16 protein-coding genes are annotated in these 15,348 nt (G+C 68.3%); 5 read left to right on the plus strand and 11 right to left on the minus strand.

Annotation, left to right across the window (positions count from 1 at the left end; translation table 11 throughout):
• Positions 1-216: 216 nt before the first annotated feature.
• Entirely contained in the window at positions 217-1,752 is a 1,536-nt protein-coding gene (gene hflX, locus CJEDD_RS07580; protein ID WP_081764557.1) for a GTPase HflX, read from the minus strand.
• Between the two features lie 82 nt (positions 1,753-1,834).
• Here hflX and CJEDD_RS07585 point away from each other — a divergent pair, with 82 nt between their 5' ends.
• Entirely contained in the window at positions 1,835-2,575 is a 741-nt protein-coding gene (locus tag CJEDD_RS07585) for a hypothetical protein (RefSeq protein ID WP_042408240.1), read from the plus strand.
• Between the two features lie 17 nt (positions 2,576-2,592).
• Entirely contained in the window at positions 2,593-3,108 is a 516-nt protein-coding gene (locus tag CJEDD_RS07590; protein WP_052333832.1) for a hypothetical protein, read from the plus strand.
• A 305-nt stretch (positions 3,109-3,413) separates the two neighbouring features.
• Here CJEDD_RS07590 and CJEDD_RS07595 read toward each other — a convergent pair whose 3' ends face one another.
• The 4 genes from CJEDD_RS07595 to CJEDD_RS07610 form a co-directional block, all read right to left on the minus strand.
• Positions 3,414-4,436: a hypothetical protein gene (locus tag CJEDD_RS07595; RefSeq protein ID WP_042408211.1), complete on the minus strand. Its 1,023-nt coding sequence runs from the start codon at positions 4,434-4,436 to the stop codon at positions 3,414-3,416.
• Positions 4,437-4,531: 95 nt separating this feature from the next.
• Positions 4,532-5,329, minus strand: a complete 798-nt coding sequence (gene dapF / locus CJEDD_RS07600; protein WP_042408208.1) for a diaminopimelate epimerase — start codon at positions 5,327-5,329, stop codon at positions 4,532-4,534.
• Positions 5,326-6,225 carry a tRNA (adenosine(37)-N6)-dimethylallyltransferase MiaA gene (gene miaA, locus CJEDD_RS07605; RefSeq protein WP_042408207.1) on the minus strand — a complete coding sequence of 300 codons (900 nt, stop codon included), beginning with the start codon at positions 6,223-6,225 and terminating at the stop codon, positions 5,326-5,328. Before miaA ends, dapF begins: the two co-directional genes overlap by 4 nt.
• Positions 6,222-6,785: a hypothetical protein gene (locus CJEDD_RS07610; RefSeq protein WP_042408232.1), complete on the minus strand. Its 564-nt coding sequence runs from the start codon at positions 6,783-6,785 to the stop codon at positions 6,222-6,224. Before CJEDD_RS07610 ends, miaA begins: the two co-directional genes overlap by 4 nt.
• Before the next feature lie 135 nt (positions 6,786-6,920).
• Between CJEDD_RS07610 and CJEDD_RS07615 the strand changes: the two genes are divergently transcribed.
• A complete protein-coding gene (locus CJEDD_RS07615; protein WP_273657464.1) occupies positions 6,921-8,324 on the plus strand; it encodes a DUF349 domain-containing protein in 1,404 nt (467 codons plus the stop codon).
• Complete coding sequence (locus CJEDD_RS07620) at positions 8,324-9,397, plus strand: GNAT family N-acetyltransferase (RefSeq protein WP_042410350.1); 1,074 nt, start codon at positions 8,324-8,326, stop codon at positions 9,395-9,397. The genes CJEDD_RS07615 and CJEDD_RS07620 overlap by 1 nt, the downstream gene beginning before the upstream one ends.
• Here CJEDD_RS07620 and CJEDD_RS07625 read toward each other — a convergent pair.
• The 6 genes from CJEDD_RS07625 to CJEDD_RS07650 form a co-directional block, all read right to left on the minus strand.
• Complete coding sequence (locus tag CJEDD_RS07625; RefSeq protein WP_273657465.1) at positions 9,394-10,182, minus strand: hypothetical protein; 789 nt, start codon at positions 10,180-10,182, stop codon at positions 9,394-9,396. The genes CJEDD_RS07620 and CJEDD_RS07625 overlap by 4 nt on opposite strands.
• 11 nt (positions 10,183-10,193) lie before the next feature.
• Positions 10,194-10,802, minus strand: a complete 609-nt coding sequence (locus CJEDD_RS07630) for an Rv2732c family membrane protein (RefSeq protein WP_042404587.1) — start codon at positions 10,800-10,802, stop codon at positions 10,194-10,196.
• A gap of 17 nt (positions 10,803-10,819) precedes the next feature.
• Positions 10,820-12,289 carry a tRNA (N6-isopentenyl adenosine(37)-C2)-methylthiotransferase MiaB gene (gene miaB / locus CJEDD_RS07635; RefSeq protein WP_232297643.1) on the minus strand — a complete coding sequence of 490 codons (1,470 nt, stop codon included), beginning with the start codon at positions 12,287-12,289 and terminating at the stop codon, positions 10,820-10,822.
• A gap of 152 nt (positions 12,290-12,441) precedes the next feature.
• Positions 12,442-13,029 (minus strand): recombination regulator RecX, encoded by a 588-nt coding sequence (gene recX / locus CJEDD_RS07640; protein WP_042404592.1) that lies wholly within the window; start codon positions 13,027-13,029, stop codon positions 12,442-12,444.
• Positions 13,030-13,032: 3 nt separating this feature from the next.
• Positions 13,033-14,175, minus strand: coding sequence for a recombinase RecA (gene recA, locus CJEDD_RS07645; RefSeq protein WP_042404594.1), 1,143 nt, complete (start codon positions 14,173-14,175; stop codon positions 13,033-13,035).
• Positions 14,176-14,451: 276 nt separating this feature from the next.
• On the minus strand, positions 14,452-14,667 hold the full coding sequence (locus CJEDD_RS07650) for a DUF3046 domain-containing protein (RefSeq protein WP_042404596.1): 216 nt from the start codon (positions 14,665-14,667) through the stop codon (positions 14,452-14,454).
• Positions 14,668-14,725: 58 nt separating this feature from the next.
• On the opposite strand from CJEDD_RS07650, the gene CJEDD_RS07655 reads away from it, so the two are divergent.
• Entirely contained in the window at positions 14,726-15,346 is a 621-nt protein-coding gene (locus CJEDD_RS07655; RefSeq protein ID WP_042404598.1) for a biotin transporter BioY, read from the plus strand.
• The last annotated feature ends 2 nt before the right edge of the window (positions 15,347-15,348 follow it).

A 15,348-nucleotide genomic window follows, 5' to 3' on the forward strand; every position in this document is an offset into this window, starting at 1 on the left:
GTTCACCAGCGCTCGCCCCGCACCGGTTTCGCACCGGGCGGCGCGGGCGTTTTTCGCGCGGTTGCCCAGCAGCGCTTAGCGGTACTGCCCCTCGCCGACCGTGTCGTAGATCGAGCGCAGGATCGGGTAAATCGCGATGATGCCGACCGATCCGAGCGCGATGCCCTCGAGGGCGACGCCGCCGAAGTTGAGGGTGAGGTTGACCGGGCCGGCGAACTAGGAAACCACGAACTCCGCGTACTGCTCGGCGAGCACCCGCGGCAGGCGGACGTCGATACGCGTGCCCGCCTCCTCGTACTCCTCGCTGCGCACGGTGCCCTCGTCGTGGACGCGGCTGACCACGTCGCCACGCGTGTAGGGCACCACCATGGTCACGTGCGCGTCGATGGAGTTGAGGTGCTGCTCGATGCGCGCCTCGAGCTCCGCGATGCCCTCTCCGGTGAGGGCGGAGACGAACACGGCGTCGCGCCCGGACTTCTCCAGCGCGTGGCGCAGCTCGGCGAGCACCATCGGGTCCGCGTCGTCGATCTTGTTCACCACCACGATCTCCGGCGGCATCTCGTCGCCGGAATCGCGGGTGACCTCGGCGAGCACGTCGTTGACCGCCTCGATCTGCTTGAGCGGGAACGCGTCGGAGCCATCCACGACGTGGAGCACCAAGTCCGCGCCCGCGACCTCCTCGAGCGTCGACTTGAACGCCTCGACGAGCTGCGTGGGCAGGTGGCGCACGAACCCGACGGTGTCGGTGAGCACGACGTTGCGCCCGTCGGCGAGTTTCGCCCTGCGTGTCGACGGGTCCAGGGTGGCGAACAGCGCGTCTTCCACGAGCACGCCCGCGCCCGTCATCGCGTTGATGAGCGAGGATTTGCCGGCGTTGGTGTAGCCCGCGATGGCGATCTTCGGAATCGAGGAGCGCTGGCGGCGCGCCCGCTTCACCTCGCGCGCGGTGGTCATGTCGCGCAACTGGTGGCGCAGCTTCGCCATCTCGGTGCGCAGGCGGCGGCGGTCCGCCTCGATGCGGGTCTCGCCCGGGCCGCGCAGGCCCACGCCGCCGTTCGAACCGGCGCGGCCGCCGGCCTGGCGCGAGAGGTTGCCGCCCCAGCCGCGGGTGCGGCTGTAGAGGTACTCCATCTGCGCGAGGCTCACCTGCGCCTTGCCCTCGCGGCTCTTCGCGTGCTGGGCGAAGATGTCGAGGATGAGCATCGTGCGGTCGATCACCTTGATCTTCAGCGCCTCCTCGAGCGCGATCATCTGCGAGGGCGAGAGCTCGCCGTCGAAGATCACCGTGTCCACGCCCGTGGCCTGCACGATCTCGCGCAGCTCCGCGACCTTGCCGGAGCCGATGTAGGTGCCGGGATCCGGCTTGTCGCGCTTCTGGTAGAGCATGTCCACGACCTGCGCGCCCGCGGTCTTCGCCAGCGCCGCGAGCTCCCACATGTTCGCTTCCATCTCGGCCGTGGTGCCCTCGGTCCACGCGCCGACGAGGAGGACCTCCTCGAGGCGCAGCTTGCGGTACTCGACTTCGTAGCCGTCCTGCTGTTCCTCGGCGCGCAGCTCCGTCGCCCCGGTGACGGAGCGGAACGCGTTGCGGTCCTCAAGGTCGAGCGAGCCGACGGTCGGCTCAGCGCCGGGCTGGGGCGAATTGTGTCGGAAAGCCTGCCGCAGCAGATCCTCGTGGGCGCGTTCTTCCGGCGTGAGTTCGTCGTGAAGCAATAAATGCTCTTTCGTGGTTACGGAATAGTTCTCTGTCATATCTACCCGATTGAACGCGCGAAGGCCCGCGATTCTTCCGGTGTGGGACGTGCGTCTAGAATCTAGCCCCATGAGCACAGCGATCAGCAGCGACCTCTCATCCATCGGCCTGGCCTTTGACAAGTGGCAGGACGCGGTCGAATCCGCCATTGCCACGAACCGGCTCGCGGTGACCGGCGAGGTGCGCGGCGGGCAACTCATCCAGTACGCCGACCCGTCCGGCGCGCAGCTGAACATCCTCGCGGTCGAGCCGTTCGCCACCTTCGCCGGCTTCGACGCGGTGACGCGCACGTACGCGCACATCACGCCACTCAACGACGTGGTCGCGCTCGCCGACATCGTCGACCCGCGCGGCGGCGCGATCGCCTCCGCCACCATCAACCTCGCGCAGGAGCCGTTGCTTGTCGACGAGCCCACGCTGGAATGGCAGGAACTCTCCCTGGCGGCGCTCGCGCTCTCGGTCGAGCGCTACGCCTCCACCGACGCGTACCTCGCGCTCCACCCGGGCGCGATCGTCGGCGCGGTGGCCTCCCCCGGCGCAGAGGCCGTCGCGTCCGGCGCGGCCGCCATCCCGGACGCGCGCGCGGAGTTCTCCGGCCGCGTGCTTGAGGCGGAGTACCGCACCTCCGAGCTCACCGGCCAGCGCTTCATCCACGCCACTGTCGACGCGGCGTTCCCGTTCGACGTGTGCCTGCCCGACGGGGACCTGCCCGAGCGCGACAGCGTTATCGCCGGCACCGCGGTGCTCGCCGGCTCGATCCCGAACGCCTCCGGCGACGGGTGCGGCGGCTGCGGCGGATCCTGCGGGTGCGGCGGACACTAGCCGTGTAGGGGCACCCGATGAGTACACCCGACAGAGACCTCTCCCGCGCGCTGTTCGGCGCGCTGGTGCTGGCGGCCGTCGTGCTGCTGGTGTTCACGCTGAAGTTGCCTGGGCTGCTGTTGTCGGTGCTGCTCGTCATCTGCGCGGTGCTGTTCTCCCGCCGCGTGCAGGCTGACCCGGAGATCCTGGCGATGCGCTCGTCGCTCCTCTACGCGCGCGACGACATCGCCGAGGTCCTCGACGCCTACGAGCAGCTGCAGCACGGCCCCGCCGCGGCGGACATCGCGGACCGCACGCTGCACTACCCCGCGCTCGCCGACCCGGACGGCACGGTGCCGCAGATCAACGAGTTCCTGCTGCGCGCCTCGTCCGCCCGCCGGTTCCTCGAGCGCATCGACAGCTACCTCGAGTCCGCGTCCACCGATAAGACGCAGCTTGAACGCCTCCTCGCCGTCGCCGACGAGCGCGCGTTCGAGCTGCAGTCCGCCTGGGACGACGCGCGCCGGGCCGCGAAGGAGATCGGCCCGGCGTAGGTGGGTTGTGGCCTCGGTGTGTGGAATTCGGGTCTTTGAGCCTCAGGTCTAGGTTGGGGCCCGGCGCCGAGACATTTAATCAAGCCGCCGTCGCCAACTGCGATCCGCGCCTGATCCTGAGGGATCTTTGAAGGTCTTTCAGCGGGGGTGCGCTTCCTCGAACCTCGCTCCTGAAGAATTTTTTCAAGCGGTTGTCGCCAACTGCGATCCACACTTGGTCCTGAGGCTTTTTCAAAGATCATTCAGCGGCACAGGACAGGCGAAACCGGGCCGGCTGGCACCGACCCGGTTCGAGGAGCTACCAACTAGAACGGCAGCTGAATTCCGAGCTGCGGGGCGAATGCCACAACGCCAGCAGCAATCAAACCAATCGCTGCGAGAACACCCGCGACAATGCCGATGATCTTGCCGGTCTCGCTGGAGCCAGCATCATCAGTGTTAACCGGGGTGTCGTCGTTCTGATTCTTGTTGTTTTTGGTACCGGTACCCGTGCCCGTTGCGTTCGTCTTGTCGTTGTTGGTGCCAGTGCCAGTGCCAGTGTTCGGGTCCCTGTTGCTCTTGGTCTCCTCGTTCGGGTTCTGAGAACCGGTGTTTTGACCCGCCCCCGGCGTTGTCGACTTAGTAGGGAATCGAACGTCAGTTTTGCCGCCGTCGGCACAGGCCCGTTGGGCCGCGTTGTAAGTCTTCGCATACTCCTGATAATGAGTCAGCGTGGTCCGGCCAAAGTCGGAGTTTTCAATAGAGTTTCGGAATGCACGGGCCTTGTTGGCCGGGAGGCCAAGAAGATCTATGGCCAATCCGACGACGTCCACAGTCACATTGTCCCGCGATGCAGCTACCTCGGTGAGCGTGGGAAGTTCGTCTTTAATTTCACTTAAAAACTCTGATTCCGCCAGGCTGGGGTAGGCAGTGTAGCCACGTGCGTAGAGGTAAATCTCAAATGCCTCCGCCGAATCCTCTGAAACGGCCGCGAACTGAGTCTCCAGAAGAGAATCAAATTCCTCCAGAACGTTAGCCGAAGGTTCTTTATCTGCCGCGTACGCATTCGCAACTGCCTCGACAACCGGGTTGCTGAAGAACGCGTCGGCGGGGGCCTTGAACTCCGGGTAAACGGTTTCTATCGCTTCGGCTACAGCTTCGCCAGCCTTGGGGGTCGAGATGCTCTGAATGGCTTCTTCCAAAGCGCTCTGCTCCGCATCGGTGAGGCGCACTGCGCAAGTATCGTTGGCGTCCTTCGCGCCGATCTGGGCGGCGTCGGCGGAGGGTGCGGTGATCAGGGATACCGAGAGGCCGAGGGCGACGGTCGTGGCGAGGGCTTTGCGTTGCATGGGAAACTCCTGTCGGAAAGCTGGGGGAACAACGACAAGATGATCATAAAACGCGCCCTGGCCCGCCGGGACAAAATATTCAAGTCAGCTTCAAACTAGAAGTTCACGAGTTCCCCGCGGGCGACGATGGTTGACGGGCCGGTCATCGTCGCCACGCCGTCGGCAAGCTCGACCTCGATGGCGCCACCGGGAACGTTGACCACGACGGACCCATTTTCAATGCCCGCGTCCGCAAGCGCAGCCTGCGCGGCGGCGACGGTGCCGGTGCCGCAGGAGCGGGTCTCGCCCACGCCGCGCTCCCACACGCGCATGTGGACGGCACCGTCGGCAAGTTCGGTGAGCACCTCAACGTTCACGCCCTCGGGGAAGAACTCGGTGTCGAACTCCGGGGCCTGGAAAGACATGGAAGCGAGCTCAGAAGGAGTCAACCCGGGGATCACACACGCAAGGTGCGGGTTACCCACGTCGACGCCGATGCCGGCGAAATCGAAGGACCCCATCGACGCGGTGGACACGCCGGTGACCTCGACCTGTCCCATGCCCACGGACACGACCGCATCAGACGCATCGGCCGACAAAACAGAGATGCGCTTCACACCCGCGCGGGTATCCACGTCGAATTCCGATGCGCTCTCCAGCCCCTCGGCCACAAGCACGTGGGCGAAGACGCGGATGCCGTTGCCGCACATCTCGGCGATGGAGCCGTCGGCGTTGCGGTAATCCATGAACCACGTACCGCCGAGGCGCACGACCCGCAGGAGGCCGTCGCCGCCGATGCCGGCGCGGCGGTCGCACAGGAAGGCAACCTGCTCGGGCGTGATTTCCAACTGGTCGTCGACATCCACCACCACGACGAAGTCGTTTTCCGTGGCGTGGGCTTTGATGAACTTCACCCGAGCGAGTCTAACGCCGCGCCAGACACGTCTGGGCCGGAGGCGTCGAGCCAGCTGATGCGGGGGTCGCGGTTGAACCAGGAGCGTTGGCGTCGCACGTAGCGGCGCGTACCCGTGATGGTCTGCTCGATTGCCTCGTCCTCGCTCAGCTCCCCGTCCAAATGCGCCAGAACCTGGGCGTAACCGATGGCGCGCCCGGCGGTAGAGTCCCTGACCAGGCCACGCTCGGACAACCCACGCACCTCACCAACAAGCCCCTGCTCGAACATCAGACGCGTGCGCAACTCGATGCGGGGGTTCAACCACTCGGCGGTCGTCCGCAGCCCGAGGATGCGCGCGCCCCAACGCGGCTCGGCGGCCTTCGGCGGCTGCGAGGCCTTGAACGGCTGACCTGTCAGCTCGATCACCTCGAGCGCGCGGACGGTGCGGCGCGGGTCTTTGTCCTCGATGATGCGCGCGGCCTCTGGGTCCACGTCGGCCAGCTCGGCATGCAGCGCATCCACGCCGATGTCTTCCAGGCGGGCCTCCCACCGAGCGCGGACTTGGGGGTCGGTGGGTGGGAACTGCCAGTCGTCGAGAAGCGATTGCGCGTACAGCATGGAGCCGCCGACGATGACGGGAACCTTGCCGCGCGCCATGATGTCCTCGACCGTGCGCACCGCGAGTGCCTGGTATTCCGCGACGGACGCGGTCTTGGTCACCGGCCAGATGTCCAGCAGGTGGTGCGGGATGCCGCCGCGCTCGTCCGGCGCGAGCTTCGCGGTGCCGATGTCCATGCCGCGGTAGAGCTGCATCGAGTCGACGTTGACCACTTCGCCGCCGAGTTCTTGCGCGAGCGCGATCCCGAGCGCGGACTTCCCGCTCGCCGTCGGCCCCACCACCGCGACGGGCCTCATACGCGCCACTCCGCCACGTAGCGCCCCACGCCGAGGGTGCCGTCGGCGTCGATGAGCCGCGCCTGCACGGGGTGCAGCGCCGCAAGTTCTTCCCAAAGTGCGGGCTCGAGCACATGCGTTGCGACGTCCTCCGGCGCCCCGCCGCCCAACCACGCCTGGATGCGCTCGTGGGCCGCCGCGTCGCCCTCGACAAGCGATAGCGGCGCGCGCTGCGTCAGCCCCGCGGGTCCGTCGAGCACCACCACCGTGACCGCGTCCGGGTCGGGCGTGCCGATGCGCCCGCGCACCTCGCGGATCTCCGGGTCGCCGAGCGCGAAGCGCGCCACGAGTTCGCCGAGGTGGTTGCCGCCGCGCACCGTGATCTCCGGCGCGCCCCACGCGGCGAACGAGCCCGTGTGCTCGGTGCGCCACCGGTCGTCGAGCGAGCAGACGATGTCCACCGCGCGACCGCCCGCCGTACCGGCAAGCGCGCGCGTCGCGCCGAGGAGGCGCCGCGAGGCGGGGTCGGGCGACAGGGCGAGCGCGGGCGAGCCCGGCACGATCCAGAGGTTCGATGTCACCCACACCACCCTACCCAGCGGGCTTATTGCGCCCCGCGACGGCGGGCGGGCCTGTACTATCGCACACATTGCGCTAAGGCAGCCGCGCAGCGCGGCACAGTGCGGCCACACACGGCTGCGGAAAGGACGTCCACGATGACCGAGCCGAACACCCCGTCGAACTCCACCCCCGCTCCGGGCACGAACCGGCCCTCCCCCGCCGCGATGGCCGGCAAGGGCCCGAAGCCGGGCCCGCGGCCTGACGCGAAGCCCGGCCCGCGCCCGGGTGCCGCCCCCGCCTCCCCGAAGGCGACCCCGGCGCCGGTGCCGGCCCGCGAGCCGTCGGATCCGTCGAAGTTCGGGCGCGTGGACGAGGAGGGCAACGTCTTTCTCACCCGCGGCGGCGAGGAGCGCCAGATCGGCTCCTGGCAGGCCGGCACGCCGGAGGAGGGGCTCGCCCACTACGGCCAGCGCTACGACGACCTGGTTACCGAGGTCGAGCTGCTCGAGTCGCGCCTCAAGGCCCACCCGGAGGACGCGGACAGCATCCGCAAGTCCGCGGAGGCGCTCAAGGCGTCGCTCGGCGAGGCGGCCGTGATCGGCGACCTCGACGCCGTGGAGGCCCGCTTGGACAAGGCCGTCGCGGACTCCGACTCCGCACGGGAGCAGGCGAAGGAGCAGAAGGCGGAACGGCGTCGAGAAGCAATCGCCCGCAAGGAGGCCCTCGCCGCCGAAGCCGAGGATCTCGCCGAAAACTCCACGGACTGGAAGCGCGCGGGCGACCGCATCCGCGAGATCCTCGAGGAGTGGCGCGGCATCCGCGGCATCGACCGCGCGACAGACGACCAGCTGTGGAAGCGCTACTCCCGCGCCCGCGATAGCTTCAACCGCCGCCGCGGCTCGCACTTCGCGGAGCTCGACCGCGGGCGCGCGCAGGCGAAGAAGGCGAAGGAGGACCTCGTCGAGCGGGCCGAGGCGCTCAAGGACTCCACCGACTGGGGCGAGACGGCGCGCGCCTACCGCGACCTCATGACGGAGTGGAAGGCCGCCGGCCGCGCCCCGCGCGAGGTGGACGACAAGCTGTGGGAGCGCTTCCGCGCAGCCCAGGACCACTTCTTCGAGGCCCGCAACGCCGTCAATGCCGAGCGCGACCGCGAGTTCGAGGACAACGCGAAGGCGAAGGACGCGCTCATCGCGGAGTACGCGCCGCTCATCGACCCGGAGAAGGGCCTCGGCGCCGCGAAGTCGAAGCTGCGCGAGCTGCAGGACAAGTGGGACGAGATCGGCTACGTCCCCCGCGGGCGCGTGCGCGAGTACGAGGACAAGATCGGCGACCTCGAGCAGCGCGTCGCCGACGCCGAGGAACGCCAGTGGCGCAAGTCCAACCCGGTCGCGCAGGAGAAGGTGAACCAGTTCCAGGTCAAGGCGGACGACTTCGTGCGCCAGGCCGAGGCCGCCGAGGCGAAGGGCGACGCAGCCAAGGCCGCGTCGCTGCGCGAGCAGGCGCAGCAGTGGCAGGAGTTCGCCGACGTCGCCGCCAAGGCCGTCAACGACCAGTAGTGCTCCACCCGCAGCAGTTCGTCCCCCGCCCCGGCGCCCCCGACGCTACGGAGGCCGTGGTCGGGGGTTACGCGTTTTCCGCCACGCTGGCCATCCAGGACATCACCGGCCTTGCCACCTCGGGCGTGACCGCCTCGCACATCGCGAAGCGCCTCGAGCCCTCCGCCGAGTCGGAGGCGATCCTTTTCGGCCTCTCGTCGGCGCAGGCGCCGCGTCCCGTGACGGACCTCGGCTACCCCGAGCTCTTCCCCGGCGACCCCGTCGACGCCTGGCTCTTCGTCTCCCTGCCGCTCCTCGAGGATCTCGGCGTCGTCGAGGCCAACCTCACCCTCGACGCCGAGATCGCGCCCCTACCGGGAGAGCCGCTGCCCGAGGCGCCCTGGCACAGCGCGCTTTCGCTTCTCGACGACCTCTCGGCCCGCCTCGAGCGCCCCGCCCGCCAGCTGTGGGTCACCCACGCCTGCGGCGCCCCGGAGCCACCGTACGTGCGGGCGTTCGGCTACCGCCCGGCGTTCCGGGAGGACCAGGCGACGTTTTCCGTGGACGCCGTGTCGGCGCTGCCTCGCACCGGCGCCGCCGCGTTCGACGTCGTCTCCGGGCCCGGATTCGCCGCCCCGCGCACCGCGCCGCCCGGAGAGCTCGCGCAGTTCTCCCGCCTGCTCACCGCGGCGTCCGCGGACTACCCGCGCGGGGAGCTAGTCATGGACACCATCGAGTGGGACCTCGAGCGCATCGTCGACGCCGGCGAGCGCCTTAACGACCGCGGCGGCGCGCAACTGACCGGGCTCGCCTACGCGGGCGGGGAGATCGTCGGCCTATGCGAGGCGGTGCACTACTCCTCCGACGACCCAGCGGTGTGCGAGCTCGGGCTCGTCTACGTGCTGCCGGCGTTCCGGGGCCGGGGCATCGGCGCCGGCCTGCTGCGCGCGACGCTCGAGCGGGCGCGCGAGGTGTGGGACGACCTAGAGACGGTGTATTGCTCCTCCCCCGCCGATTCCTCCGCCGCGGCGGCGCTGCTCACCGCGCTCGGCGCCGAGGTGGTGTCCTCGACGACGGCGTGGCAGCGGGTTTAGTTGGCGTTGCGGAGGCAGCTCGAGTCTGAGCTGGAGCACCACTTCAGTGGCTTGACGTTCTGCGGCAGACCGCCGGTGGCCGGCACTTCTTGGCGCGCGGTCTCCTCCAGATTGCCGTTGCCCAGCTTCAGCGTGCGCAGTGTGTGCATTGCCTCCCCAGCGGACCTGGTGAGCTGGTACAGCCCAGTGCCGTCCACCGACCCGAACACCGTAGCGCGGAATCCCCCGCCGCTCGACGCGCCGTCATCGAGCGGCGTCTTCATGGAAACGATCGTGTAGTCCCGAACGGTGAACACCGTGACGGGATTGATCTCGGTACCATTCTGGCGCAGCAGCAACTCCGGCTTTCGGTCGCCCGTGGCATCAACGAGCGCGTAGCTGTAGGTGCCGTCCGGCACGAAATTAGAACTGCCACCGACGACTGCGTATTGAGCGGGGTGAGCGATGACCCGTTGGTACAGCTCTGCCTCTAGTTCCAACGTTCCGCACCACGATCCTGCCCCTTCCTTGGGGCTTTCCTCGTCGATTCTCCACTTCACTGCTTCGACCGCAAGGGCGATCGCCGCGATGCCAACGCCCGACGCCGCGATAACGCCCGCGATCTGGCCCAGGGTCGCCTGGAGCGGGCCGACCGCGACGCGGCGGTTCGCCAGTTCGTTGAGCTGCTCGACCGCGGCGTTCGGCGGGGCGATCTCAATGGCGTGGGCGTGGACGGGGGCGATCGCGGCGGACGCGATCGTGGCGGTTGTGGCGACCGCTATTGTCGCCTTCAAAGGGGAGCGCATGTTTTGACATTTTAACTGCGCCGGTGGCGCTCCGCTGCGCGAGCCCTTCGGTCGTCGATAAGCAGCGGGTTCTCGTGCTGCGGAACCATTGGCGCGTACGCCGCCTCGTCGCGCTGCTGGGCCTCCGCGCGCTCGCGCGCGATGTCAACCTGCGCGTCGCTGCGCGACCAGATGAGCGGGAACAGCGTGAACACGGCGACGGCGACCGCAAGCATGGCGAGGTAGTAACCCGCCCCGCGGCCGATGCCGGTGCCGCCGGAGTTGCGCAGCCAGATGCCGAGGACGGAGAACACGAGCGAGACGGTGGTCAGCGCCCACCCGGCGACGGTGAGCGAGAAGCGGCGCACGGCGACCGCGAGCGAGGTGAGCACGCCGAGGCCGAGCAGCGAAAACCACGCGAAGAGGTACTCGGTGATGGCGGTGTGCGCGTCCTTCGCGGCGCCCGACGCGCCGAGAACCTGCCAGCCGGAGGCGTCGCCCGCGAACGGCAGGCACAGCGCGACAAGATAGGCCGCCGCGCAGCCGACGAGCACCCACCGCCGCTGCCCCATGTCCAACTGGGAGGCCGCGTCCTTCTCCGCGCGGGCGAGCGACTGGCTATCGGTGCTGGGCTGCGTCATGTCGCCCAACTGTAGACCTAGCCGCCACAGCAGGCGGAATCGGCAGGCGCGGCCGCGGGACGACCGATCGTCGGCAAGCCGAGCCCCACGCCGACCGGCGCCGTCGTGGGCACCTCGCCCGCGGCCGAGTTGTCGCCCGCTTTCGTGCGACGGTGCTCCTGGATCCCGGAATCGGCGATGAGGTAGTGCGGCTTCGCGTCCGTGATGGTGACGGTGACGTAGTCGCCCGGGCGAATCTCCTCACATGCTTCTCCTTCGGGGCCGAAGGCTCCGAAGTGCACGAGGCGCCCGTCGCGCGCGCGGCCGGACATGCGCTGGGTGCGGTCGTTCTTGCGCCCGCCGTCGGCTTGGACGAGGAGCTCCTGCTGCGTACCGACGAGCTTCGCATTCTCCTCGCCACTAATCCGCTCCTGCAGCGCGAGGAGCCGCTCGAAGCGCTCTTGCACGACCGCTTTGGGGATCTGGTTATCCATCTCGGCTGCCGGCGTGCCCGGGCGTGGCGAGTACTGGAACGTGAACGCAGAGGTGAACCGGGCCCGTTCCACGACGTCGAGCGTCGCCTGGAAGTCCTCCTCCGTCTCGCCGGGGAAGCCGACGATGATGTCGGTGGTGATCGCGGCGTGCGGGAGCTTTTCGCGCACCTCGTCGAGGATGGCGAGAAACTTCTTCGAGCGGTAGGACCGGCGCATCTCTTTGAGCACCTTGTCCGAACCGGACTGCAGCGGCATGTGCAGCTGCGGGCAGGCATTCGGGGTCTCCGCCATCGCGTCGATGACGTCGGAAGTGAACTCCGCCGGGTGCGGCGAGGTGAAGCGCACGCGCTCGAGGCCCTCGATGCCGCCGCACGCGCGCAGCAGCTTCGAAAACGCCGAGCGGTCGCGCTCCGCATCCTCGTCGACGAAGTTCACGCCGTACGCGTTGACGTTCTGGCCGAGCAGCGTCACTTCGGACACGCCCTGGTCCACGAGCGCCTGGACCTCGGCGAGGATGTCGCCAGGGCGTCGGTCGATCTCCTTGCCACGCAGGCTGGGCACGATGCAGAACGTGCACGTGTTGTTGCAGCCGACGGAGACGGAAACCCACCCGGCGTACGAGGACTCGCGCTTGGCGGGCAAGACGGAGGGGAAGACCTCGAGCGACTCGACGATCTCCACCTGCGCCTCGTCCTCCACGCGGGCGCGGTCGAGTAGCGCGGGCAGCGCGGAGATGTTGTGGGTACCGAAGACGGCGTCCACCCACGGCGCCTTCTCAATGACCGTGTCGCGGTCTTTCTGCGCCAGGCAGCCACCGACGGCGATCTGCATGCCCGGGTGGTTGTCCTTCGTGTGCTTGAGCTGGCCGAGCGAGCCGTACAGGCGCTGGTCCGCGTTGTCTCGCACCGCGCAGGTGTTGAAGACGACGAGGTCCGGTTCCTCACCCTGGTCCGCGGCGACGTAGCCGGCGTCCTCGAGCATGCCGGACAGGCGCTCCGAGTCGTGCACGTTCATCTGGCAGCCGAACGTGCGCACCTCGTAGGTGCGCGGGGTGTCCTCTGCTGATTTGGGGGTGGGGGTGCTCGCCGTAGTCACGGGGGGTGATCATAACGGCGCAGCTCGCCTACGCATAACCGATCCGCGCCCTGAGCCCGCGCAGGTTCCGCCTAGCTACACTCCCCCAGCCCCGCGACCCGCTCGTCGAGCGCCTCGCGCCCGATGCGCAGCGCCATGGACTGGTTGAAGCCGCGCCTCGCCAGCGCCCCGACGATGCGACGCAGCTGCTTGTCGTACTCCGCGCGGTCCGACGGGGCGGCCTTGACTTTCCGCGCAGCTTTCTCCGCGACGTCGCGGGCTGTGCGTTCCTCGTCGTCCTCCGAGATCTGCTCGAGCGCCGCCGCCCTGTCCGCCCCACCGACGCCCTTGTCGCGCAGCTCCATGTCCAGGGCGCGAGCCGATTTGCCGCGACGCGCGGCGCGCTGGCGCACCCACTCGGAGGCGAACTGCGCGTCGTTGAGCAGGCCCGAAGCGGCGAGGTCGTCGAGCACCTCGTCGACGAGCTTCGGCTCGAACTCCGCCTTCACCAGCCGCGAACGCAGCTCTTCGCGCGAGCGGGCCCGCTGATCGAGCAGCCCGAGCGCGCGCTTGCGCACCGGGGCGAGCGCATCCTCGTGGGCGTGGTCGATGAACCCGCTGCCCGGCTCGTACGCGTCGAGCGCGGCCTGGAGCCGGGCGATCTTCTCGGGGTCCGGCACCCGCTACTCCGCCTTGGCGGGCTCCGGCGCGGAGGCCGCGTCCAGCTCGTCGTCCTCGTCGTCGAAGTCGACGTTGGGCACCATGTCGACCGGGTCGTCCGTGAGCTCGTCGTTCGCATTGCCCGCGTACTTGCCCACGTGGAGGGCCTGGAAGATCTTGTCCTCGATCTCGTCCGCCAGGTCCGGGTTTTCCTTGAGGAAGAGGCGGGCCTTTTCCTTGCCCTGCCCGAGCTGGTCACCCTCGTAGGTGAACCAGGAGCCGGACTTCTTCACAATGCCGTTTTCAACGCCCATGTCGATGATCGAGCTTTCGCGCGAGATGCCTTCGCCGTACATGATGTCGAACTCGGCGATCTTGAACGGCGGCGACACCTTGTTCTTCACCACCTTCATCTTCGTGCGGTTGCCGATCGAGTCCTGGCCGTCTTTGAGCGTTTGGATCCTGCGGACGTCGCAACGCACGGATGCGTAGAACTTGAGCGCCTTGCCGCCGGTGGTGGTCTCCGGGGAGCCGAACATCACGCCGATCTTCTCGCGCAGCTGGTTGATGAAGATGGCGGTGGTGCCGGAGTTGTACAGCGCGCCGGTCATCTTGCGCAGCGCCTGGGACATGAGGCGCGCCTGCAGGCCGACGTGGCTGTCGCCCATCTCGCCCTCGATCTCCGCCTTCGGGGTCAGCGCGGCCACCGAGTCGATGACGATGATGTCGATCGCGCCGGAGCGCACGAGCATGTCCGCGATCTCGAGCGCCTGCTCGCCGGTGTCCGGCTGGGAGACGAGCAGGTTGTCGGTGTCCACGCCGAGCTTCTTCGCGTACTCGGGGTCGAGGGCGTGCTCCGCATCAATGAACGCCGCGATGCCGCCGGCCTTCTGGGCCTCCGCGATCGCGTGAAGCGCCACCGTGGTCTTGCCCGACGACTCGGGGCCGTAGATCTCTACAATGCGCCCCCGCGGCCAGCCGCCGATGCCGAGCGCGACGTCGATCGCGGTGTTGCCGGAGGAGATGGACTGGATCGGCGGGCGGTTCTCGTCGCCCAGGCGCATGACGGCGCCCTTGCCAAAATCCTTTTCAATCATCGCCAGCGCGGCATCGAGCGCATTTTGGCGGTCGTTGCCGGCGGTCGCGGCCTTCTTCTTCGTTGCCATGTGGTGAATCCCTCCAAGAGTCTCGGCGGCGCGCAAGCGCGTCGCGTGCAGTTTTCCTATTTAGACGTATCGCACACCCGCTTCGGTTCCCTCCCGCCGCAAATTTGTTGGCGGGGCGTCCCGGTAGCGGAAACGTGGATCACTGTAGAACGCGACGGCGACACCGCAGACCCTACACGCAAACATGTTCGAACAAAAGCGCGACACGCCCGCAGTGCGACGCCATCCCCCAACCTTCCTAGGCTCGGCGGCGCCGGAGCGCCCTGAAACCTCGCGCTAGCGCCCCGGCCTGTCGACGCCGAGCCGCCGCTCCTCCGGGACGTCGAAAGCTTCGCACAGCCCGCGCCAGGCCTCGCGCGGGTCAACACCGCTGTCAATGAGCTCGGCGGACGTCTTTTCATAGCGCGACAGCACCTGGGTCTCCACAATCCACTGGGCGCGGTCCGCGCCAAACTCGTCCTGCACAAGCTGGTGGAATTCCGTCAAACGCATGGCTCACCACCTTACCCGACAGCCCACAGTTGAACGGTGTTCAGGTACACTTCCCGCCATGACAACTGCACAGCCCCAGCGCGCCACGAACAGCGCCGCCCGCGCCGCCAAGAGCAGCGGCAACAGCACCGCGCAAGACATCGCCCTTATCGCCGTCTTCGCCGCGATCATCATCGTCCTCGGCTTCGTCTCCATCCCGGTGGGCGCGGCCGGCGTGCCCATCGTTCTGCAGAACGCGGCCGTCATCCTCGCCGGCCTCGTTTTGGGCTCGCGCCGCGGCTTCTACACCGCCGGCATCTTCCTCCTCGTCGGCCTCGCGCTCCCGGTCCTCGCCGGCGGCCGCACCGTTATCTCCGCCCTCGGTGGTCCGACGGTCGGCTACCTCGTGGGCTACCTCGTCTCCGCGCCGGTCGCTGGGGCGATCGCCTACCGCGCCCCGTTCCGCTCGAACAAGGGCGCGACTATCGGCATCCTCGCCGTTGCAGGCTTCGTCGCCCTGTTCTTCCAGTACCTCTGCGGCGTCTTCGGCCTCATGTGGCGCACCGACATGAGCTTCGGCGGGGCGTGGGCGGCCCAGGTGCCGTTCCTGCTCCCAGACGCCGGCAAGACCGTACTTATGATCGCCATCGCGTTCGCGGTGCACCAGGCGTTCCCTGATTTGCGCGGGGCTCGTCGATAAGC

Origin of the sequence: Corynebacterium jeddahense, from assembly GCF_028609865.1 — a bacterium.
Classification (GTDB): Bacteria; Actinomycetota; Actinomycetes; order Mycobacteriales; family Mycobacteriaceae; genus Corynebacterium; species Corynebacterium jeddahense.